Source organism: Mycobacterium sp. UM_11 (genome assembly GCF_001414075.1).
In the GTDB taxonomy this organism is placed as follows: domain Bacteria; phylum Actinomycetota; class Actinomycetes; order Mycobacteriales; family Mycobacteriaceae; genus Mycobacterium.
This window is the reverse complement of record NZ_LATC01000267.1, coordinates 1-324: the sequence shown is the minus strand read 5'-3', so window position 1 is coordinate 324 and position 324 is coordinate 1. Positions and strand designations below refer to the sequence as shown.

Sequence of the window (324 nt, the reverse complement as noted above, 5' to 3'; positions counted from 1 at the left end):
CGGCCCATGCCGGCCCACTGCGAACCGCGACCGGAATACACAAACACCGTGCCCGGCCCGACATTCTCGGCCGGGGCCACCACCCCCGGGGCGTGCTGGCCGGCGGCCAGCGCCCGCAACCCGGCCACCGCCGCGCCCCGATCCCGGGCCACCACCGTGCCAAAACGCGCCGCACGCGAGCGGTGATGATTGAGCGTGTGGGCCACCTCCGCCAGCCCCACCCCGGCCCCGGCACCGTCCATCCACTCGGCTAACACCACCGCCGTGGCCGCCACCCGCTGCGCCGTCTTACCCGACACCACCAACGTCGACACCCCACCCGCG

General features: G+C 75.0%; 1 protein-coding gene. It reads right to left on the bottom strand.

The genetic code is table 11. The annotated features are described in order from the left end of the window. On the bottom strand, window positions 1–324 hold a 324-nt coding region (locus WU80_RS24960), incomplete at both ends, for a hypothetical protein (RefSeq protein ID WP_197281369.1).